Origin of the sequence: Thermopolyspora sp. NPDC052614 (assembly GCF_040678635.1) — a bacterium.
GTDB lineage: Bacteria > Actinomycetota > Actinomycetes > Streptosporangiales > Streptosporangiaceae > Thermopolyspora.
Genome location: NZ_JBFATZ010000005.1, coordinates 195,107 through 214,464, shown reverse-complemented (window position 1 = coordinate 214,464; position 19,358 = coordinate 195,107). Strand labels below are relative to the sequence as shown.

General features: G+C 68.4%; 21 protein-coding genes. 11 read left to right on the top strand and 10 right to left on the bottom strand.

Annotated features, from left to right (window positions below; genetic code table 11):
* From AB0K60_RS13085 to AB0K60_RS13070, 4 genes are all read right to left on the bottom strand, one after another.
* On the bottom strand, nucleotides 1–1,980 hold a 1,980-nt coding region (locus AB0K60_RS13085), incomplete at its 3' end, for an SGNH/GDSL hydrolase family protein (protein WP_364052634.1).
* A gap of 56 nt (nucleotides 1,981–2,036) precedes the next feature.
* A complete protein-coding gene (locus tag AB0K60_RS13080) occupies nucleotides 2,037–2,291 on the bottom strand; it encodes a hypothetical protein (RefSeq protein ID WP_364052631.1) in 255 nt (84 codons plus the stop codon).
* Nucleotides 2,292–2,297: 6 nt separating this feature from the next.
* Complete coding sequence (locus AB0K60_RS13075; protein ID WP_364052628.1) at nucleotides 2,298–3,056, bottom strand: SDR family oxidoreductase; 759 nt, start codon at nucleotides 3,054–3,056, stop codon at nucleotides 2,298–2,300.
* On the bottom strand, nucleotides 3,046–3,462 hold the full coding sequence (locus AB0K60_RS13070; protein WP_364052625.1) for an ester cyclase: 417 nt from the start codon (nucleotides 3,460–3,462) through the stop codon (nucleotides 3,046–3,048). Before AB0K60_RS13070 ends, AB0K60_RS13075 begins: the two co-directional genes overlap by 11 nt.
* Nucleotides 3,463–3,533: 71 nt before the next feature.
* Between AB0K60_RS13070 and AB0K60_RS13065 the strand changes: the two genes are divergently transcribed.
* Nucleotides 3,534–4,505, top strand: a complete 972-nt coding sequence (locus AB0K60_RS13065; RefSeq protein WP_364052622.1) for a LysR family transcriptional regulator — start codon at nucleotides 3,534–3,536, stop codon at nucleotides 4,503–4,505.
* A gap of 4 nt (nucleotides 4,506–4,509) precedes the next feature.
* On the opposite strand, the gene AB0K60_RS13060 is transcribed toward AB0K60_RS13065, so the two are convergent.
* The 4 genes from AB0K60_RS13060 to AB0K60_RS13045 form a co-directional block, all read right to left on the bottom strand.
* On the bottom strand, nucleotides 4,510–5,127 hold the full coding sequence (locus AB0K60_RS13060; RefSeq protein ID WP_364052619.1) for a hypothetical protein: 618 nt from the start codon (nucleotides 5,125–5,127) through the stop codon (nucleotides 4,510–4,512).
* A 366-nt stretch (nucleotides 5,128–5,493) separates the two neighbouring features.
* Nucleotides 5,494–5,865 carry a signal peptidase I gene (locus AB0K60_RS13055; RefSeq protein ID WP_364052616.1) on the bottom strand — a complete coding sequence of 124 codons (372 nt, stop codon included), beginning with the start codon at nucleotides 5,863–5,865 and terminating at the stop codon, nucleotides 5,494–5,496.
* A 191-nt stretch (nucleotides 5,866–6,056) separates the two neighbouring features.
* A complete protein-coding gene (locus tag AB0K60_RS13050; RefSeq protein WP_364052613.1) occupies nucleotides 6,057–6,581 on the bottom strand; it encodes a DUF6879 family protein in 525 nt (174 codons plus the stop codon).
* Between the two features lie 84 nt (nucleotides 6,582–6,665).
* Nucleotides 6,666–7,526, bottom strand: coding sequence for a hypothetical protein (locus AB0K60_RS13045; protein ID WP_364052610.1), 861 nt, complete (start codon nucleotides 7,524–7,526; stop codon nucleotides 6,666–6,668).
* Nucleotides 7,527–7,641: 115 nt separating this feature from the next.
* Here AB0K60_RS13045 and AB0K60_RS13040 point away from each other — a divergent pair, with 115 nt between their 5' ends.
* Nucleotides 7,642–8,667, top strand: coding sequence for a hypothetical protein (locus AB0K60_RS13040; RefSeq protein WP_364052607.1), 1,026 nt, complete (start codon nucleotides 7,642–7,644; stop codon nucleotides 8,665–8,667).
* Nucleotides 8,668–9,000: 333 nt separating this feature from the next.
* Here the strand turns inward: AB0K60_RS13040 and AB0K60_RS13035 are convergent, their stop codons facing one another.
* Nucleotides 9,001–9,597 carry an ATP-binding protein gene (locus tag AB0K60_RS13035; RefSeq protein WP_364052604.1) on the bottom strand — a complete coding sequence of 199 codons (597 nt, stop codon included), beginning with the start codon at nucleotides 9,595–9,597 and terminating at the stop codon, nucleotides 9,001–9,003.
* 210 nt (nucleotides 9,598–9,807) lie between these two features.
* Between AB0K60_RS13035 and AB0K60_RS13030 the strand changes: the two genes are divergently transcribed.
* The 9 genes from AB0K60_RS13030 (at nucleotide 9,808) to AB0K60_RS12990 (ending at nucleotide 16,573) form a co-directional block, all read left to right on the top strand.
* Nucleotides 9,808–10,671 carry a helix-turn-helix transcriptional regulator gene (locus AB0K60_RS13030; protein ID WP_364052601.1) on the top strand — a complete coding sequence of 288 codons (864 nt, stop codon included), beginning with the start codon at nucleotides 9,808–9,810 and terminating at the stop codon, nucleotides 10,669–10,671.
* Nucleotides 10,672–10,712: 41 nt separating this feature from the next.
* Nucleotides 10,713–10,934 carry a DUF397 domain-containing protein gene (locus AB0K60_RS13025; protein ID WP_364052598.1) on the top strand — a complete coding sequence of 74 codons (222 nt, stop codon included), beginning with the start codon at nucleotides 10,713–10,715 and terminating at the stop codon, nucleotides 10,932–10,934.
* Between the two features lie 54 nt (nucleotides 10,935–10,988).
* Nucleotides 10,989–11,210, top strand: a complete 222-nt coding sequence (locus AB0K60_RS13020; protein WP_364052595.1) for a DUF397 domain-containing protein — start codon at nucleotides 10,989–10,991, stop codon at nucleotides 11,208–11,210.
* Between the two features lie 48 nt (nucleotides 11,211–11,258).
* Nucleotides 11,259–11,480, top strand: coding sequence for a DUF397 domain-containing protein (locus tag AB0K60_RS13015; protein ID WP_364052592.1), 222 nt, complete (start codon nucleotides 11,259–11,261; stop codon nucleotides 11,478–11,480).
* A gap of 60 nt (nucleotides 11,481–11,540) precedes the next feature.
* Nucleotides 11,541–11,762, top strand: coding sequence for a DUF397 domain-containing protein (locus AB0K60_RS13010; protein ID WP_364052589.1), 222 nt, complete (start codon nucleotides 11,541–11,543; stop codon nucleotides 11,760–11,762).
* Between the two features lie 761 nt (nucleotides 11,763–12,523).
* A complete protein-coding gene (locus AB0K60_RS13005) occupies nucleotides 12,524–12,712 on the top strand; it encodes a hypothetical protein (protein WP_364052586.1) in 189 nt (62 codons plus the stop codon).
* 164 nt (nucleotides 12,713–12,876) lie between these two features.
* A complete protein-coding gene (locus AB0K60_RS13000; RefSeq protein ID WP_364052583.1) occupies nucleotides 12,877–13,839 on the top strand; it encodes an amidohydrolase family protein in 963 nt (320 codons plus the stop codon).
* A gap of 95 nt (nucleotides 13,840–13,934) precedes the next feature.
* Complete coding sequence (locus AB0K60_RS12995; RefSeq protein WP_364052580.1) at nucleotides 13,935–14,645, top strand: GntR family transcriptional regulator; 711 nt, start codon at nucleotides 13,935–13,937, stop codon at nucleotides 14,643–14,645.
* A gap of 329 nt (nucleotides 14,646–14,974) precedes the next feature.
* Nucleotides 14,975–16,573 (top strand): peptide chain release factor 3, encoded by a 1,599-nt coding sequence (locus AB0K60_RS12990; protein WP_364052577.1) that lies wholly within the window; start codon nucleotides 14,975–14,977, stop codon nucleotides 16,571–16,573.
* Nucleotides 16,574–16,879: 306 nt separating this feature from the next.
* On the opposite strand, the gene AB0K60_RS12985 is transcribed toward AB0K60_RS12990, so the two are convergent.
* Entirely contained in the window at nucleotides 16,880–19,357 is a 2,478-nt protein-coding gene (locus tag AB0K60_RS12985; RefSeq protein WP_364052574.1) for a DUF4132 domain-containing protein, read from the bottom strand.
* Nucleotide 19,358: the final 1 nt, after the last annotated feature.

The window sequence follows — 19,358 nt, the reverse complement described above, 5'->3', positions numbered from 1 at the left end:
GCCGGGCGTGCCGACGCCGCTGGCGATGGTGCCCTGCGGGACCCAGTACCAGTCGCCGCCGCTGGGCTTGGGGCCGCCGTTCAGCCAGGCCTGGACCGAGCTGTTGGAGTTGATCTGGAGGTAGTCGGCCTTGCGGTCGCCGTTGATGTCGGCGTAGACGACCCTGCTGGTGGGTCCGCCGAAGGTCCCGGACGCGATCGTGCCCTGGGGGAGCCAGCCCCTGGCGGAACCGCCGCCCGGGGTCCCGCCGTCGGACGCGGTTATCCAGCCGGCCTGCGCCACGTCCCGCAGGCCGCGGTAGAACGCTCCTGCCATCTGCAGGTAGCCGGAGTCGTTGGGGTGCAAGAGGTCGGCCAGATCGGTGAGCGTCACCGGGCTCATGTTGACCATGTAGACGTGCTTGCCGGCCACCCACCGCGCCCCGATCTCCGACCGGAGCGCCTGGTTGAACCGCAGGATGCGCTCCTGGGTCGGCCACCAGTTGGACGGGACGATGGTCGAGACCAGGAGGGTGACCTTGGGATCGGCCCGGAAGATCTGGTCGATGAGGCTGCCGACCCTGGCCGGCGCGCCGTCCGGGTTGTCGTTGTTGCCGATGTGCAGCAGCACCACGTTGGGTCGGTACGTGGCCATCGCCGAGTCCGTGATGCCGGCGATCTGGGAGATCGTCCAGCCGGGGTGTCCCTCGTGGGCGTCGGGCGCCGGGCCCGAGTGCTGTGAGCCGACGAACGTGACGGTGGCCCCGTCCTCTTTCAGTAGGTTGTTGAGAGTCGGTCGGTAACCGCCTCCGTTCGAGCTGCCCGCACCGTGGGTGATCGAGTCACCTAACGCCATGATCCGCAAGCTCTTCCGGAGGTTCGAAGGGTTCAGCCCACCCCACTCCCTGATCGCTTCGTTGAGGAGTCCCTCCAGTTCCTCAAGCTGTGTGCCGACCGCCTCCACTTCCTCGGCCGCTCCCCTTCCGAGCCAGGATTCGACCCAGGGCACCCTGCGCCTGATCCAGGTGCCGATGTCCTTCACGGCCCTGGCGAAATTGCCCTTCGCCCACGGGGCGAGATATTTCTCCCACAGGACACCGCCCGCCAGTCCGAACAGACCGGCGACGATGATGTCCCTGGTTGCCTCAGGGGAGCCCAGGTCTCCGGCGAACCCGTGTGTTACGAGCGACGTCACGATCCCGGTGACGGTGGTTTGGAGCGGGGTGCAGATCAGCGGAATGACAGCGGCACCGACCCCGGAGGCTGTCAAGCCCGAGATACACAGCACCCTGAGCCCGTACCCCGCGGTCCAGCCGATCGCCGTGGCGACGAGCCACTGCCAGAAGCTGGCGGAGGTGGTGATCTCCCCGGCCGGGATGGTGAGAACCAGGCCGGTGCCGTCGGAGGTCACGTTTACTGTGCCGCTGAAATTCGGCCAGGAGGTGTCGATGCCGCCGGGCATTGGGGTCGAACTGTTCGCGATCGCCTCCTTGAGCGTGTCGTCCAATCCGCCGTGCTCTCTGATCTCCGCCTGCATCTCCGGGACGATATCCCGCAGGACGGCAGAATTCAGGCCGAGGTCGGAGGCATTGAGGGTGAGGGTGAAGTCCCCGGCCGCCGCTCGCGCCGGGGTGACGGGAGCGAGGGACAGCACCATCGAGGTGGCCACCATGATGGACAGCGCGGCAATCAGGAAACCCTGGAATGATAGCGCCAACCGATGCGTTTGATGCATAACCCACCCATAAGAGGAGTATCCGGCGAAAAAGTGTAAATGTGGCTTTACTGGGACGATTGCTATCAGTGGGAAGGTATAGCTATCCCACCGATGATGATCAACCGCAGAATGAGCACGAGGTGAACTCCATCTGACATAAGTCACCGGAAAACCTTGGCTCACTGGCGACGCCGCCATCAGGCCACCGCCCGCCGATGCCACTACCAGCGCAGACATCGACCATGATCTCAATGCGTCACTGGAGTACCAGGCGGGCGTGAGCACGATCTCGCCTTGGACGGATCAGTGATCCTCGTGGCGGGGCAAGGGAAAGCCGGGTGTCAAAGACGGCCGGGTGCCCGGCATCCGGGGATGGACGGCCACCGTACGGTCATCACGACCGAGTTGTCTTCGGCCGTCCAGGAGTGGTCGACGCCGGGTCCCCACACCACGTAGTCGCCTTGCCTCTCCGGTACGACGTCGTGGCCACGGAACTCCATGCGGAACCGGCCGCCGACGAGGGCGAGGAGCGCGGAGCGTTCCTCGCCCGTGACCCACGCCAGGCGCCGCTCCCCACGCGCGGATGAACGCCCCACCTGATCTCAGGCCCCCGTGCGTGTCAGGCCGCCGTCAACGTGCAGGATCTGGCCGGTGATGAAACCGGCCTCGTCCGAGACCAGGAAGGCGAGGGCGTCGGCGAGATCCGCCGGAACCGATCGGCGCCTGATGGTCTGCAGGGCCGTCACACGGGCGAACACCTCGTCGGCGGCCGGGCCGCCGGTTCGGACGCGGGTGAGGAAACCCTCGGTCGGCACCAGGCCCGGGGCGATCGCGTTGACCGTGATGCCGTCCTCGCCGAACTCGTTGGCGAGCGCGCGGGTCAGCGCGTGCACCGTGCCCTTGCTGGTCAGGTACGCCAAATCGCGGTTCTGCAGCAGGGTGATGCCCGAGCCGGTGTTGACGATGCGCCCCCATCCGGCGGCGCGCATCCCCGGCACGAAGGCACGGGCGAAGAGCAGGATCGGCTCGACGTTGACGGCCTGCACCTCGCGCCACAGCTCGATCGTCACGTGGTCGATGTCGGTCAGCGGGAAGATCGCGGCGTTGTTGACGAGGATGTCGCAGCGCCCGTAGCGGTCGAGGACCGCGGCGGTCACGGCCTCGACCTGCGACGGGTCGCCGATGTCGCACGCCAGCCCCAGCTTGTCGCCGCCGCCGGTCAGCTTTTTCACGGCGTCGCCGGGGTCGTCGATGTCCACGGCGACGACGTTCGCGCCGTCCGCGGCGAGCCGTTGGCAGTACGCGTACCCGATGCCGCGGGCCGCCCCGGTCACCACGGCCGTCTTTCCGTCAAGCGACACGGGTGAACTCCAAGCCGAGTTGGCGCGCGATCCCGAAATAGTCCTCCAGGTGCCACGTCCGTACGATCCGTCCGTCGATCACCTGGTGGAAGTCCGACGCCTGGAACTCGACCTCGCGTCCGGTGCCCTCGACGCCCAGCAGCTCCCCGGCGTGCACGCCGCGGCCGACCGAACGCACGGCCACCATGTCGCCGGACTCGACGACGTGCTCGATCGTGACGGTCAGGCCGGTGAACACTCCGCGCAGGTGCTCGATGCTCTTCTTCCATCCGTCCGGGCCGGGCCCGGTCCGCATGGCCGGAACGGCTTCCCAGTCGGCGGCGAGGGCCTCGTCGACCAATGCGGTGTCACCTGTGGCGAGGGCCTCGTAGAAGCGCCGGACGGCGATCTCGTTGTCGGTAGTCATGACTGTCACGGTAGGAACGCGCACTACCGGTGATCAAAGACCTATTCCGGATCAGGTAATACGATTCAGGCATGACGGATTTCGACCTTCGGCTGGTGCGCTACTTCACCGTCGTCGCGTCACACCTGCACTTCGGTCGCGCCGCGGCCGAACTGCGCGTCGCGCAGCCGTCGCTGAGCCGTCAGATCACCCAGCTCGAGGCCCGGCTGGGCGCCCGGCTGTTCGACCGTACGCGGCAGGGCACACGACTGACCGAAGCGGGCGAGGCATTCCTCCCGCACGCCCACGCCTTGTTGCGCTCCGCCGAGCAGGCCGCGGCCGTGGCCCGCGCCGCCGCGCGGCCCACCCGCTTCACCGTCGGCTACACCACGGGCCTGATCGTCACCCCTGCGGTTCACGACCTGCGGCGCAAACACCCCGACGCCGACGTACGCACGCTGCACCTGAAGTGGAACGAGCCGCGTCAGGCCCTGCTCGACCGGCGCGTCGACGCGGTCGTCACCCGGCTGCCGCTGCGAACCGAGGGCCTGGCCGTAACGATCCTCTACGACGAGCCGAAGCTGCTGCTCGTACCGGTCGGACACCGGCTGGCCGGCAAGGAGTCGGTCACCCTCGACGACATCGAGGACGAGCCGATACCCCGCTTCCCCGATCCGGACTGGGACGCGTACTGGCGCATCGACCCCCGCCCCGGAGGCCGCCCCGCACCCGGCGGCCCCCCGGTCGAGACCATCGAGGACAAGCTGGAATGCATAGCCGCCGGACAGGCCGTGGCCATCATCCCGGCCGCCCTGCACCTCGGCGGCGCCCGCCCCGACCTCACCGCCATCCCGCTGCACGGCGTCGACCCCGGCCACGTCGTCGTGGCGACCCGCGCCACCGACCGCAGCCGCCTGGCGGCCGCATTCCGCACCTCGGCCCGCGACCACCTCACCGGTGAGCTCCGGAACCGCGCGGAAATCGCCTCCGGAAGCAGGAGAGGCGATCTCAGTGTGGCGCAGCCCGCGCCCGATCCCTCCGCTTACCAGACGTCGCGGTTTTGAACTCTTATCGAATCGGGTCGTCAATGATCAGTGCGGTTCCCGTGCCTGCGACGAAATCGTCGTTCATCCGGACCCCGGTGGCCAATTCCATCACGGCCATCATCTCCGCGACTCCCGGCACGGTGCCGTCCTGTTCGCAGAGGTGCCACACGAAATCCAGCTCGTCGTCCAGCAAATGTGGCATGGTGCCGTACATGCGCGTGTAAGCGTGCAGGTTGGGCGATTGAACGAGTATCTCGCGGTCCTCCATGTGGGTCAGGCGCATCAGCGGACTGACCCAGGAGAGGCTCCAGACCCTGGCGCGCTCGCTCAGCACCCGCACAACGGTGTCCTCGCTGCCATACATATCGTACGGGTCGAGCAGAAAATAGCCGTCGTCGAGAATCTCGACGAAAAGGACCAGCTTCCCGAGAGTCAGACCACCTTCACGTACGTCCAACCGCACGATCTCATAGTCGTCACCGGATCGTGAGAGCGTGGTCGCGATCTCCCACAAATCCGGGCGATGATCTACCGGCTTCACGATCGTCCAGCAGGCGGAGTTCCACGTCAGCCACTGGTGGTTCTCATCGAACCGCCGGTAGTACCGAACTATCTCTTCCGCAATCACGATTTCCTCCACGGTGCGGAGGCTCCCGGTGAACCTCCGTGCCTGCGGTGCGCCTCACCGGTCCTGCCCGTGCCGCCGTCAAGGAGACGCCGGGATAACGGTGGCCGTTCAGGCTGGTAGCCGAACGGCCAGGCCGGGAGTGGGACGCCATCCACCGGCATGGCGATGGCCGGCATTCCGGGCAGAAGCCAAGCATGCGTGTACGACAAATCGGGTTCGTTGCATGTCTTCCCCGGCCGGAATTGGTCGCCTTACCGGATCGCGAACGTCGGCGACGACCTGCCATCCGCGTCCACCTACGCCCACTGGGACGGCGCCTCGGCCAGTCCCGCCCCCAATGCGGCCGAAGCACCACAAAACCCGCTGCTTCGAACGCTGTTAAAGATGGTCGGGCGCCCTATATCCGGAGATGGATGGCCACCGCACCGTCATCACCACCGAATCATCCTCGGCGGTCCAGGAGTGGTCGACGCCGCGTCCCCACACCACGTAGTCGCCTTGCCTCTCCAGCACGACGCTGTGGTCGCGGAACTCCATGCGGAACCGGCCGCTGATGAGAACCAGGAGCGCGGTGCGCTCCTCGCCGGTGACCCAAGCGGCGCGCCGCTCGCCGCGCGGATGAACGCCCCATTTGATTTCAACGTCCCGGCTGTGCCGCAGGTCACCGGGCGTTCTGAAATGGCCGAGAAGCCACCCGTGTTCCTCGGGTGCATCCTTGTACGCGTTCCCCACGTAGACGCCGCTGCTCACGGTCGGACGTTAGCAGACGGCTCGACCATGATCCCGCCGGTCTGCCTGCCGTTCTCGATCTGGAGATCTTCGACGGATGCCACCCGTTCAGCTTTGCCAGCCGCCAACCCGTCAGATGGGAGTCCCGACGCAGTTCCCGGAGCCGAAGGCCGAGCGCCTCACGCGCTCGGAAGCTTGACGCTCAAGGAAGCCTACGACCCGGAGTACTGCCGCCAGCCGGTCGCGTGGCTCCAAGCCACGTCCCGCCAGCGGCAGCGCTTGACCACCTCGGCGGGATCTACGATCAGTTCGGCGCCCAGCAGCCGATCGGCGTCGTCGCAGTGCAGGACCGCCGCTCGCCGCGAGTCGAACAGCCAGTAGTCCTCGTGGGGAAACTCCAGGTCACGAGCCTCAGGGCGGGGCAGGTAGCGGATGTCCTCCCCGTCCTGGACGTTCAACCGCGCCACCGTCATGCTCCACCGCACATAGTCGCCGTGTGGCACGGTGATCACCCGTACGCGCTCCACTCGCTTGCCCTCGGCGACCCAACTCCGCACGTCCTCGCAGAAGTCGGCCACCCAGGAGTCGTCGGCGGGTTCTCCGGCGAGGAACCGCCGGAACGGCTCATGCTCGGAGTCCTCATCGTAGAAGTCGCGTGTCTCCAGGCGGAACGCCGCCGTGTGGGCGAACGAGTTGAACAGGTCGGCGAACTCCTCAGGCGTGAGGAGGTCGGTCACACGTCTCCTTCAACATGGCGGCGCGGTGCACCCGTCGAAGTCGAAGGCTGGGCGTGGGCGGTCCTCGCGGTGAGTGAGCGCTTGCTAGGGCTGGGGCTGGGGTTTGGGGGTGTCGTCGAAGAGGTCGTCGATGTGTGTGGCGTCGAGGGCGCGTTGTAGCCACAGGTCCAGGAGGGTGGGGTCGGTGCAGGTGCTGAGCTGCTGCTGCCGGTCGGGCGGCACCGCGATGTTGCGCAGGCGCAGGACGGAGAGCACAGCGTCGGCTTGGCCTTTGCGGTAGAGGTTTTGTGCCCAGGGGCTGTTCTCGGTGACGTAGGTGGTCACGGTTTCCTCCAGCAGTCGGCGGGTCGGCGGCGGGGCCATGTCGATAGTGTAATTGAACAGGGACGTTGCGTCATCGGCGGGAAGGTCGCCGAGGAGCTTGACGAAGGCCCGGGCGACGTCCGGGCGGTGGCCGTGGGCCATCACCGACAGGGCCGAGGTGAGCAGGTCGCCGGCCATCTGGTTGGGGTCGGTCAGGACGGGGATGTGGTCGGGGCCGACGATCACCGGGTGCATGGTGATGGTGAGGCAGCCGATGCTGATCTGCACGGGGCCGGCGAACTTGGCGGCGTCGGGGTCGGGGGTGATGAAGATGACGTGGACCGGTGCGCGGGTCTCCAGCCACAGGACGGCGGCCGCCACGACGGTGTCGTGCGGCTTCTTCTCCGACATCTCGGTCTCGACCTCGACGATGACGGAGAACCATCGGTCCTGGCGCGGGCCGCCGAACACGACGGTGTCGGCGTGCATCTCGCGGGAGATGCGGTCGCGCAGGTCTCCCGGCCCCACGTGCAGCAACAGGTCGGGCAGGTCGATCCCGCCGACCTCGCGCAGCAGGCGGATGGGCAGGTCGGGGTGGTGTTGCATGAGCCGGTTGAGGGCGTCATGCCGAGGGGAAGGCATGCACGGAACGCTACCATCCGATTACGTGTGGTCGCGCCATCTGGTGTGTCCGGCGCAACGGTGCTCCCTGGTCCAGCGAGCGGCTCGTATGCTCCAGGCCATTACTTTGGTGGGCATGTCCTATCCCGAAGATATGGCGCGATACGCGGACATGCTCGACGCGGGCATGCTGGGCGAGCATATGTGTCTGTCGTGGTGCCGGGGACATACACCGCAGAGTGTGGCGGAGGCGCTCGGAGGCTCCGCTGCGGACATCTCCCTGATGACGCTGCCCGAAGCGGTCGATGAGGCGGCCCCGTTCGCCTTGGTTGATGTACGAGGCGATTGGGCACTGATCGCAGAGCCTTTTGGCGGACGCGTCGGCGACCCCGCGATGCTGCGCCGCCTCGCTGATGGCGGCCGGGCACTCAGCGTGTCATGGAACGTGGAGTTCGACGTCCGGCTTGTCCATTTGAGGGGCGATCAGGTCCAGATCCTGGTCGACCCTCCTTCGCGTGGGCAGGTTGTCGTGCCGGATGCGGCGGATCTGCCTTTCGGGGAGGGTGTCGTGGCGATGCTCGCCTCCGGGCTCGCGCTCGGCGAGAGGCTGTCGGGCCTGCGCGTGAATGCCGAGTGGCTGCGACTGCCACATGCGCGGATCCGGCTCAGGGGTGGCGTCGCTTCGACCGGGTCCTGGTTGCCTGAGCGCGCCCAGGGACATCCGATGCTGGCCGAGCCCGCGCTCGCCGAGATCGTTGAAAACCCCACGCCGTCCGCTCTCCCGCGTATCGCCGCACAGGCTGCGCTCACTGTTGCGGAGTCCACCGGTCTGGGTGACGTGCGCGCCCTGCTGCTCGCTCCGCTGGGTGACCGCGAGCGGAGCGAGCAGCAGGGCAGGTACGAGGCGATGGCCGACCGGCTGCTGCGGGACGCTGCCGGTGAGTCCAGCGAGGGGGTGGCGCCGTTGGGCTCGGCCTCGGTCGAATTGCACAATCGAGCTCGGGCGGCGCTGGCCGTCGCCGCCGCCCTCGGCGACGACCCGCAGGAGTCGGCGCTCCTTGCCGTGATCCGGGCCAAGCAGGTGCGTGGGCTCGACACGGATGCACGGCTGAGGCTGCTCGTACTCGGCGAGTGCGCGCGCTACATCCAGGGGCGCGGCTGAGCGCTACTGATTGCCGCAGAAGTTCTTTCCCGGGGTGGTGTGTTCGGTCCTCTCGGATTAAACGGACCGGGAGATGACGATTTTGACGTGGGAAGGCGGCCGTGACCAGGAGTTGCCGGTGGTCCGGCCTGGATGACCGGGCTGGGGCAGTTCCGTGTGCCCGGTGCGATTCGCCAGGCGGATGGCCGACCTGCAACACGGGCTGGGGCGCTTCCTCGACGCCGCGCGGCTTGCCTCGGGTGTTCTTGCTCTGGGGTACGGGGTGAGGCGTTGTGTAGGGGGAGGGTCGCTGGTCGGAGTGGTGGAGGCGGGGTGGGGAAGGGGTCGGGCGGGTCAGGCGTCGGGGAGCTGGAACCAGACCACGCGGCCGGTGGCGGTTTCGTGCCAGCCCCAGGCTGAGGAGAGTTCGCGGACGAGCCACAGGCCGCGGCCGGAGCAGGTGAGGGTGTCGGGGGTGGGGCGGAGCTCGGGCTTGGTGGTGGGGGAGCCGGCGTCGAGGACGTCGATGTGGAGCGTTCCAGAGCAGCAGGCGACGGCGACGGTGACCTGGCCGCCGGGGAGGGCTGAGTCGGAGTGGCGTACGGCGTTGGCGACCAGTTCGCTGACGAGGAGCACGGCGTCGTCGGTGCGGGGGTGGGCGATGTTGGCGAGCAGGACGCGGACGTAGCGGCGGGCCTTGGCCACGGAGGTGACGTCGCCGGGCAGGTCGATCCTGCCCATCAGGCCCGGCTTCCTGGGGGTGTCGCCGGAGGCGGCGGCGGGCAGCGGGCGCGGGGTCGGGGTGGCGTCGCCGGTCCTGGGTTCGGTTCCGGTCGCCGGGGCGGAATCCGGGTGGGCGAGGGGCGGCAGGTCGGGGCCAAGGGGGGAGTGGGCGGGGCTCGGCGAGGCCGTCTCCGGTACGGGTTGCCGACCCTGGTCGCGTGTGTGCATCGGTAGCCCCTTTCGCTCCTTTGCTAGGCAGTTGAGTGCGATTTGTGGTGAATGTGTTACGCAAAGTGACCGTCGGGTGCTCGATGGTCGCGGATCTCGGGACTCTTGGCAAGGGGATCTGCAAATTTTCCATAGACTGCATGTAGTTATTTCCCGGACGCAGAACGTGTCGATGGTGCACACTATGCGTGGTCACCCGAGGAGGTTTCAGTGACGATCAAGCGTGGACCGACGGTACGGCGCAGGCGGCTCGCCGGTGAGCTGCGCAGGCTGCGGGAACGCAGCGAGATGACCCTTGAGGAGACCGCCGAGAAGCTGGGCTGGTCACCGGCGAAGCTCTCCAGGATCGAGACGGCCCGCGTCGGGCTCACCTCGCCGGATCTCGCCCACATGCTCGACATCTACGATCTGCCCGAGGGAAAGCGGGCCGGCCTGATCGCGTTGGGCAGGTCGGCGCGCAAGCGCGGCTGGTGGGACGCCTACGCCGACTCGCTGCCGAGCGACTTCCCGGCCTACATCGAACTCGAGGCCGACGCCGCGTTGATCCGCAGCTACGATGGCATGATCGTCAACGGCCTCTTGCAGACCGACGAGTACGCGCGGGAGATCAATCGCGCTTCTCTAATGGGGCTACGCGCACCGGCCGAGGTCGACCGGCGCGTTGAGGTGCGCATGACTCGGCAGGAGCTCCTCCTCCGCAAGGAGAACCCGTTGCGGTTCTGGACGGTCATTGACGAGGCTGCGCTCATTCGCCAGGTCGGCAGTGCTGCCATCATGCGGGAGCAATACGCAAAGCTGCTTGAGTTCTCGGATCGAGACAATGTCACGATCCAGGTGCTGCCGTCCACCAATGGTGCTCATCCCGGGACGGCCGGAAAATTTTCAATCATCGAGTTCCGAGAGCTGCACGACCCAGAGGTGGTGTATCTCGAAAACTTGACAGGCAACCTGTACATCGAGAGCGATGTCGAGATATACCAGTATTCACTGGCTTTCGACCACATCCGTGCGATGGCGCTCGCCCCCGAGGAGTCGAGGCTGCTGATCGCACGATTGGCCGAGCAGGCCGCATGAAGAGTAGTCTGCCCCGCGCGTGGAGACCAAGGGGGTTACCCATGGACCTGTCTCGCGTCACCTGGAGAAAGAGCCGCTACAGCGGCAACGGCGCGGATTGTGTCGAGATCGCGGCTGCTGACGCCGCTCGGGCAGGCACGGAGCGGTTGTACCTGATCCGTGATTCCAAGAACCCCGATGGTGCGGTTCTGGCGTTCGCTCCGGGCGAGTGGGATGCCTTCGTCGGCGGGATCAAGAGCGGAAAGCTCGACCACCTGAGCTGATCAGCTTTTGCGCGGTGAGGGCGAGCCCTATTTGCTCGAGGTCAGGGGGTATCCGTGGATCTGTCTCGTGTCACCTGGCGAAAGAGCCGTCGCAGCGGCAACGGTTCGAATTGTGTCGAGGTCGCGGTCGCCGATGCTGCGCGGACGGAGGACAAGCGTCTGTTCCTGGTCCGTGACTCGAAGAATCCCCAGGGCGCGATCCTCGCCTTCGCGCTATCCGAGTGGGATGCCTTCGTCGGCGAGATCAAGAGCGGCAAGTTCGGCCACCTGGGCTGATCAGCTCTTGCGTGTCGAGGGCGAGCTCTCTGCGTCAGGAGGTTGTGCGTGGACTTGTCGCATGTCATTTGGCATAAGAGCCGTCACAGTGGCGAGGGTGCCAACTGTGTTGAGGTCGCGGTCACCGATGCCGCGCAGGCGGGTACGGAGCGACTGTACCTGGTTCGCGACTCGAAAAACCCCGAGGGCACTGTTCTGGCCATCGCCGTAGCCGAGTGGTACGCGTTCATCGGCAGCGTCAAACGTGGCGAGTTCGACGGCTTGGGCTGACTGGCTCTCTCATGCCGAGTAGGAGTAGCACCACACCCTCGTAGAGATCAGGGGTTGCCCATGGATCTGTCCGCCGTCACCTGGCGTAAGAGCCATCGCAGTGGTAATGGAGCAAACTGCGTGGAGGTTGCTGTCACCAACATCGCTAAGACGGCTTCCGGGCGGTTGTTCTTGGTGCGTGATTCGAAAAAGCCCCAGGGGTCGGTTCTCGCGTTCACTCCGGTTGAGTGGGATGCCTTCATCGGCGGGGTCAAGAGCGGCGAGTTCGATCACCTGATTTAGCCGCTTTCTGGTCCGACCGGCTTACTTCCGAACTGCAGTGGATGGTCGGGCAGCAGTGTAGTGATCCTCGGCCCGCTCGTGATGCGCGAGATCTTTAGTGGTCCGAGAGAAGTCATCGCGCAGCTTGGGGCCATAGGTAGTCGACATCGGCGGAACCAAGTACGGGCACGGTTGCCCTGTTTCAGCCGAAAACGCGGCCGATAAGTGAAATCCCTGGGCTGCGAGGCAACTCGTGGGATGTGCTAGCCGTTTTCTGACGGTTACCGCTCATCCCCGAAGGAGCTTGTTCGTGAAGGCCACGTACCTCCTCGCCGTCACCTTGCTTGCCTTGCTGACGGATGTGGGGCGGGAAGCGGTGCTGCCACGCCAGTGGTGACCGTTACGGCCACCGAACCCGCACCGGGGTCACTGTCACGAAGTCCGTCTCACCTGCTACGCCGACGAAAGAAGAGGCGCCGACACGCACGGACACCTTCATCCCTTGCGAGTGGAGGGCCTTGCTCGGCCGCATCAAGGACGCAGGCCCCGTCCAGTCGGCAAGAATCAGGTTGGGGGGCCGCGCGGACGGTCAGCCCCGGCCCCTGCTCGGGCTGACGGTCTTGGCATCGCAGTCGTCGTCGTTGCCGCAACGAACTCGCCGTACCCGCGGGTGACGCACCCTCTCCTGGCTGTCGGCCGCCGTGCCGCGCTCCCGCCGCCCCGCCGCCCCGCCGCCGTGTACGCGCCGGGGAGTCGTCCCGCACTGCGGGTACGCCGCCTTGATGGTGCGGGTTCCGGCCCCGATCCGTACCGGCCTGCCCGGCCCCGGGCACGGCGGTGGCGGCCGCATTGATCGGTGCGACCTGCCCGCGCTCGCCGACAACGCCCAGGCCGGCGACGCCGAGCTCATCGTCTCCGATGCCCGTCCTGCCGCCGACGGCCCGGCCTTCCAGGTGTGGTGGCTTGAGTAGCCCTGTGTTGTGACATATCCGACCTGGGCAGGGGAGGTGAAATGCGAACCCGACGGTCGTTGACGGTGGAAGACTCGTGCCGCGCCGGTGCGGCTCTTGACGATCACTAGGGCGGGGACAATAATCGACTGTCTTTTTGGGATTCGATTATGATGGGAGTGACGATGGCGAAGACCGGCCTCGTGGACACTCATGCGCATTTCCTCTTCGACGAGTACGTGACCGCCGCTCAGCAGGCCGGGCACGTCGTGCCCGATCGCATGCCGGGCTGGCCCACGTGGTCGGCCGAGGAACACATCGCCCTGATGGACGAGGCGGGCGTGGAGCGGGCGGTGTTGTCGCTGTCGTCGCCCGGGGTGACCTTCGGCGGGCCGGGGGAGCGGGCCGCGCTGGCGCGGGCGGTCAACGAGTTCGGCGCGGCGCAGGTGAAAGCGCATCCCGCCCGCTTCGGGTTCTTCGCCTCGCTGCCGATGCCGTACGCGGACGAGGCGGTTGAGGAGGCGCGGCACGCGCTGGACGTGCTGGGGGCGTCGGGGTTCTGCCTCATGTCGAACGCGAACGGGGTGTATCTCGGCGACGAGCGGTTCGAGCGGCTGTGGGCGCTGCTCGACGAGCGTGAGGCCGTCGTCTTCATCCACCCGACCGCCCCGGCGAACGCCGAGCTGGTCAGCCCCGATCGGCCGTACCCGATGATCGAATTCATCTTCGACGAGGCGCGGACCGTGGTGGACCTGTTGTTCGCCGATGTGCTGACGAGGTTCCCGCGGATTCGGTTCGTCATCTCGCACAGCGGCGGCGCGCTGCCGGTGCTGCTGGAGCGGATCGACCTGTTCTTCAGCACGCCCGCGATGGGGGGCGACGCCTCGCGGGACGGGCGTATCCGGGAACTGGTCGGGGGGTTGTGGTTCGACTGCGCGGGCACGCCGCTGCCCTTCGGCCTGCCCGCCCTGGCCCGGGTCGTCGGGCACGAGCGGCTGCTGTACGGCAGCGACTACTGCTTCACCCCGCCGCCCGCCGTGCTGCGGCAGGTGCGAGGGCTGGCGGACGATAACTCCGACCCTCGCTGGCTGGAACTCATGGCGGCCAACGCGGGTCGGCTGTTTGGCTCGTCCGACGCCGCGGCGTGATGGGCGCTTTTGTACGAGGCCGTCCCGATAGGAATCGATAAATAGGGTAAGAGTCGTTCGAAGGGCTGAAATCTGTACGCTGCTAAGGTTGTCGTATGGCCAGGCGCGGAACCTCGAAAACCCTTGGCGGCGACGTCTATTCCCAGCTCCGCGACGCGATCCTGCGCGGCCAGGTGCGGCCCGGAGAGCGGCTCAAGCCCACGGTTCTTCGTGAGGAGTACGGCGTCAGCATCTCCGTCGTCCGCGAGGTGCTCACCAAGCTGGCCGAGCAGCGGCTGGTCGTGGCGGAGCCGAACCAGGGGTTCTCCGTCGCCCCGCTCTCCCGATCGCACCTGGAGGAGCTCGTCGAGGCCCGCTGCTCGATCGAAGGGTTGGCCGTCCGCATGTCGGTGACGCGCGGCGATCTGGAGTGGGAGTCCCGGGTGCTGGCCGTCCACCACCGCCTCGACGGCACCCCGGCCCGGCTGGACGGGCCGGAGAAGGCCATAAACCCCGAATGGATCTCGCTGCACGCCGCCTTCCACGCCACGCTGCTCGCGGCGTGCGGCAACGGCATCATCCTCGACGTCTGCGCCTCCCTGTTCGACATGGCCGAGCTGTACCGCCGCTGGAGCGAGACCGGTTCGTCCACCGTGGCCCGCGACGCCGCGCAGGAGCACCGCGACCTGGCGGCGGCGGCGCTGCGGCACGACGCCGAGCTCGCCGAGAAGCTGCTGGTCCAGCACATCAGGACCACCCGCGACATGGCGCTGGCCGCCATCCCGGCCCTCGCCGAGGAGGCGGCGGGCGAGCCGGCGGAGGCCTGATCCGCCACGGGCTCCTGGCGGGTCGGCACCACTCAGAGGGCCCCTCAAAGGGCTCCTCAGAGGACGGCGGCGAGTTCGGCCACGCGGAACGGTAAATTCGTATCCGGAGTTCGATCCGGCGGACCGTCCGGGCCGCGGGAGCCGCCGGACAGACTGGATCGGCCCGGCCGCCTCGCGGGCGGCCGAACTCCCCCGTCCCGAGCGGTTGAACACTTCGAGGAGTAGGCGATGGCATGCGCGGAACGGCCGCGGGCCCGGACGGCCCGTCGTGAGCTGAGCGCCGGGGGTGCGCGGTCGCGCGCCGCCCGCCGTTCCGCGAAGGGGCGTCGATGACGGCGGCGGGCGACGTACTGGGGGAGGCCCGGCGGCGGCGTACGTTCGCGGTGATCAGTCACCCGGACGCGGGCAAGTCGACCATGACCGAGGCGCTGGCGCTGCACGCCTCGGCGATCACCGAGGCCGGGGCGGTGCACGGCAAGGCCGGGCGGCGCGGCGTCACCTCCGACTGGATGGAGCTGGAGCGCTCGCGCGGCATCTCCATCACCTCGGCGGCGCTGCGGTTCGACTACCGGGGGCACGTGTTCAACCTCGTGGACACCCCCGGGCACGCCGACTTCTCCGAGGACACCTACCGGGTGCTCGCCGCCGTGGACTGCGCGGTGATGCTGCTGGACGCGGCCAAGGGCATGGAGCCGCAGACGCTGAAGCTGTTTCAGGTGTGCCGCCACCGCCGCATCCCGGTCATCACGTTCGTCAACAAGTGGGACCGGCCCGGCCGCGAGCCGCTGGAACTGCTGGACCAGATCGAGGAGCACACCGGCCTGCGCCCCACCCCGATCACCTGGCCGATCGGCGTCGCCGGGCACTTTCGCGGGGTCGCCGACCGGCTGGCCGGCAAGGTCGTGCTGTACGAGCGTGCGCCCGGCGGGGCCACCAAGGCGCTGGAGACCGAGCTGACCCCCGAGCGGGCGGAGGCCGAGCTGGGGGCGGACTGGGCGCAGGCGAGCGAGGAGATCGGCCTGCTTGAGGCGATCGGCGCCGACCACGACCAGAAGCTGTTCGAGGCGCACGAGACCACCCCGGTGCTGTTCGGCGCGGCGCTGCCGAACTTCGGCATCGCCCGGCTGCTGGACGTCCTCGTCGATCTGGCCCCTTCGCCCGCGCCCCGGGCGGAGGTGTCCGGCTCGGCGCGCCCGCTGGAGGCGCCGTTCTCCGGGCTGGTGTTCAAGGTGCAGGCGAACATGGACCCGGCCCACCGGGACCGGATCGCGTTCGTGCGGGTGTGCTCGGGCCGGTTCGAGCGCGGCATGGTGCTCACCCACGGCGCGACCGGCCGGCCGTTCGCGACCAAGTACGCCCACTCGGTGTTCGGGCAGGAGCGCGCCACCATCGACGACGCCTACCCCGGGGACGTGGTGGGCCTGGTGAACGCGACCGCGCTGCGGCCCGGGGACACGCTGTACACGGGCCCGGCGGCGGAGTTCCCGCCGATTCCGAGCTTCGCCCCCGAGCATTTCGCGGTCGCGCGGTCGCGGGACAGCGGGCGGGCCAAGCAGTTCCGGCGCGGCATCGACCAGCTCGACGCCGAGGGCGTGATCCAGGTGCTGCGCTCGGACGTGCGCGGCGACGCCGCACCCGTGCTCGCGGCGGTCGGCCCGATGCAGTTCGAGGTGGTGCAGCACCGGCTCGCCGCCGAGTTCGGCACGGTGATCAGCCTGGACCGGCTGGACTACACGCTGGCCCGCCGTACCGACGCGGCCTCGGCGGAGACGCTGGCCCGCCAGCGCGGCTGTGAGGTGTTCGTCCGCGGCCGTGACCAGGCCCTGCTGGCGGTCTTCACCGACCAGTGGCGCATGCGCACGATCGCCCGCGAACATCCGGACCTGACCCTGGAACCGCTGATCGCCGACACGCACGCGGACGGCTGAGCGGCGGCCCGCCGGCCATCCCGCTCGGAGGAACGCCGATCATGATTGCTCCTCCGGCCTCCGCGGACGTCTCGCGTCTCCGGTGTCCGCGTGCCGGGGACGGTCGGCATGCATGCCGGAGGATCGCCGATCATGATTGCTCCTCCGGCCTCCGCCGTCGCCTCGCGTCTCCGGTGTCCGCGTGCCGGGGACGGTCGGCATGCATGCTGGAGGATCGCCGATCAGCTTCATTACTCCGGCCTCCGTCGACGCGCCCGAGCCGACCGAGTCCCGCATGCCGGCCGATGGTTCCCTCCGCCGCGGGCGTCAGGTCCGTAACTGCCGGGTGATCGACGGGTCGGTGATCGCGGTGTCGGCGGCGAGCAGGAACGCCTTCGACAGGATGATCGACAGCATGCCGCCGTCCTCTTCGAAGGGCAGGAAGACCGAGCGGGCGTCCCGGTCGGCACCGGGGACGATGCACAGGTAGGCGTCGTTCGGCTCCATCAGGATGTTGCCCGACCCCAGGTGGATCCGGTACGTCCGCAGGTCGCCGTGCACTCGCAGGAACCGGTCGGCGAGCTCCAGCCGGTCGGCGATCTTCAGGCGGGGCAGCAGCCTTGCGAGCGCGTCGCGCCGGGTCTTCGCCGTTTCGGTGAGCTCGCCGAAGCCGTACGCGTGCCAGTACTCCTCGTGGCCGCCGAGTGCCTCCTGATCGAGCCCGATCGAGGTGACACCCACGGCCAGGTCGGCGTCCCGGAGCACCTCCGACAGCACCAGCGGCGGCACCTCGGCCAGCGGCACCCCGTCGCAGTCGCCCGGCGTGTCCGCCCAGTCGGCGTGCTCCTGGGGCAGCTGGCCGTCCCGGTAGAAGTGGATCTCCTCGCTGACGCAGTACGACGCCGTGCCCCAGCGGTCGGCGTTCGGGTCGCCGGTGACGTGCATGCCCCAGCGCGCCCGCCAGCCCGACAGTTCCTTGATCGCCTCGCCGCGGTCGCCGCCGCACTCGTAGTCCCAGTGCCCGATGGCGAGCCCGGTCCAGCCGCGCTGGTTGAGCAGCGCCTTGGCCTGCCCGTAGCGCAACACGTGCCCGTCGAACCGGCGCGAGTAGGTGCGGGTGCGCTCCTCCGCCGGGGTGAGCAGGTACACCTCGCGGAAGGCCTGCTTGTACGGCTGCCGCACGCCGAGGTCGAGCAGATGGTCGCGCCAGGCGCGTACGTCGTCGGCGGTCTCCCGGATCGGATGCCACAGTTGGACCGGCGTGTCCGCATAGGGCTGGATCCGGCGGCCCTGGGGGTCGGTCAGTTCCCAGCCGTCCCCGGTCCGTATCGGAAGGCCGGAGGGTCCCTGCAGGATCTGCCAGATCAGGTTCCGCGCGTACCGGCCGGTGACCGGGTGGTCGAGGAAGAACTCCGTCACCTCGTGCCACCGCCACAGCCGCTCCTCGATCAGCGCCCGCTCCAGCCGGAACCGCTCGGCCGGCAGCGCCTGCTTGAGCTCCTTGAGCGTGCCCTTCAGCTCGGCCAGCGCCGGATCCTTGCGGATCGCCTGCGGCGCCGATGTGACCGTGCGGCCGTCCGGGGTGACGAACCGCAGGGCGGGCCCGTCCACGCACAGCCGTACCCGGTAGTCGCCGATCTTCTCCTCGCGTACGCCGTCGGCGTCGAGGCCGAACCTGGGCACGGTGCGGTCGAGCAGCCGCTCGCGGCTGAGGCCCGCGTGTTCGGCGACCGCGTCCAGCGTCCGCGCCACGTTCGCCAGCACGCTCTTCTTGCGGACCTTGACCGTGACCTTGGCCAGGGCCGGGACGACGTCCAGCCCGCCGCGGCGGGCCAGCGTGGACACGGCCGCGTTGGCGATCATCTCGCTGCGGCAGTTCGCCCCCGAGCCGCCCATCCCGACCCCGCAGGTGAGCGCGACGTCGCCGAGCGCCGAGGTGACCCACGGCTCGTCGAGCAGCGCGCACGTCCACACCAGGCCGCGCAGCGTGCGGGCGGTCCGCTCGTGCAGGAAGATCGTGCTTTCGAAGCCCCACCGGGTGGGGTACGGCCCTTCGCGGTGGGCCGCCAGCCGTCGCAGGATCTCGTGCATCAGGTCCGCCGCCTCGGGAACCAGCAGGCGGCGGGCCGTGGCGAGCCATCGGTCGCTCGGCTTGGCGGACGTGGCCGTGGCCCAGTGCCGTAGCAGCCGGACCATGGGGTCCGCGCCGAGGCGGGCGCCGAACTCGCCGGCGAGCAGGCAGGCGAACGGGTCGAGATCCCGGGTCACGTTCCGCACCCGGGCCGCCGCATCGTTCTCCTCGGGCTCGGTGAGGACAGCGGTGAGTCGCTCGCCGATCGCGGCCCAGACCGGCCGGTGGTAGCTCCGGTACCACGTGGCGGTGCCGTCGAGCAGCCGCCGCCGGTCGGCGTACGCCAGTCGCTCGGTCGCGGCGAGGGGGATCCGGTACAGCACCTGGTGGTTGGTGTGTAGCGAGGTCATCAGCCGGTTGGCGGCGTCCCAGAGGAACCGCACATCCTGCGAGGTCCAGGCCAGGTCGGCCTCGGCGACGAAACGGACGGCCTCCAGCAGTCGCTCGTCGTACTCGTGCCCGCCGCCGTGCCCGAGCGTCAGGCGCATCTGCACCCACCGCCCGAACGAGCGGAGCCCCTCGTCGTCGCGCCCCTCGACGACCGACGCGAGCGGCGTGTTCCAGCCGGGCGGGCCGAAGACATCGTCGAACCAGGCGAAGTTCTCCATGTCATCGGGCGGCAGATCGCGCAGCAGGGACGCGTCCACCCGGGTAAAGTCGGCGATCACGCCCATG

Coding starts and splice junctions, on each gene's coding strand:
- AB0K60_RS13025 (WP_364052598.1), top strand. CDS start 10,713: ATGGACCTGTCTCGCGTCACCTGGAGAAAGAGCCGCTACAGCGGCAAC.
- AB0K60_RS12990 (WP_364052577.1), top strand. CDS start 14,975: ATGACGGCGGCGGGCGACGTACTGGGGGAGGCCCGGCGGCGGCGTACG.
- AB0K60_RS13065 (WP_364052622.1), top strand. CDS start 3,534: ATGACGGATTTCGACCTTCGGCTGGTGCGCTACTTCACCGTCGTCGCG.
- AB0K60_RS13010 (WP_364052589.1), top strand. CDS start 11,541: ATGGATCTGTCCGCCGTCACCTGGCGTAAGAGCCATCGCAGTGGTAAT.
- AB0K60_RS12985 (WP_364052574.1), bottom strand. CDS start 19,357: ATGGGCGTGATCGCCGACTTTACCCGGGTGGACGCGTCCCTGCTGCGC.
- AB0K60_RS13040 (WP_364052607.1), top strand. CDS start 7,642: ATGTCCTATCCCGAAGATATGGCGCGATACGCGGACATGCTCGACGCG.
- AB0K60_RS12995 (WP_364052580.1), top strand. CDS start 13,935: ATGGCCAGGCGCGGAACCTCGAAAACCCTTGGCGGCGACGTCTATTCC.
- AB0K60_RS13000 (WP_364052583.1), top strand. CDS start 12,877: ATGGCGAAGACCGGCCTCGTGGACACTCATGCGCATTTCCTCTTCGAC.
- AB0K60_RS13070 (WP_364052625.1), bottom strand. CDS start 3,462: ATGACTACCGACAACGAGATCGCCGTCCGGCGCTTCTACGAGGCCCTC.
- AB0K60_RS13005 (WP_364052586.1), top strand. CDS start 12,524: ATGGTGCGGGTTCCGGCCCCGATCCGTACCGGCCTGCCCGGCCCCGGG.
- AB0K60_RS13035 (WP_364052604.1), bottom strand. CDS start 9,597: ATGCACACACGCGACCAGGGTCGGCAACCCGTACCGGAGACGGCCTCG.
- AB0K60_RS13045 (WP_364052610.1), bottom strand. CDS start 7,526: ATGCCTTCCCCTCGGCATGACGCCCTCAACCGGCTCATGCAACACCAC.